Consider the following 308-nt stretch of genomic DNA (forward strand, 5'->3'; position numbering starts at 1 on the left):
GGATTATGCGCCGATTCAAAGTGATAGAGCGTCCTTAGCGCGTCCTTTCGGGCGCGCGGCGCTCTAGCGCTATTGGACGAAATGCTGAAAGCCGATGATCGGCCCGGCGGCCTTCGTGTGCCGCGATTTCAAGGGAAATAGCGGGCGAGGTTGGTTCGGACACGGGCAAGCGGCGTCTCGCCGCTATTGTCGGGAACGAAGCGCTCACCGGTTATCGCCTCGTAGGCTTTGATGTAGACGGCCGAGGTCTGCTCGATCAGTTCGGCGGGGATTTCCGGGATCTCGTCCTTATAGGGATCGCAACGCTC

At 60.1% G+C, this 308-nt stretch carries 1 pseudogene; it reads right to left on the reverse strand.

The features are described from left to right. Window positions 1–128: 128 nt before the first annotated feature. Window positions 129–308: pseudogene (locus tag AF337_RS04560) on the reverse strand (phosphoribosylaminoimidazolesuccinocarboxamide synthase); the annotation flags it as partial.

Origin of the sequence: Rhizobium ecuadorense (genome assembly GCF_001187535.1) — a bacterium.
GTDB classification, from domain to species: domain Bacteria; phylum Pseudomonadota; class Alphaproteobacteria; order Rhizobiales; family Rhizobiaceae; genus Rhizobium; species Rhizobium ecuadorense.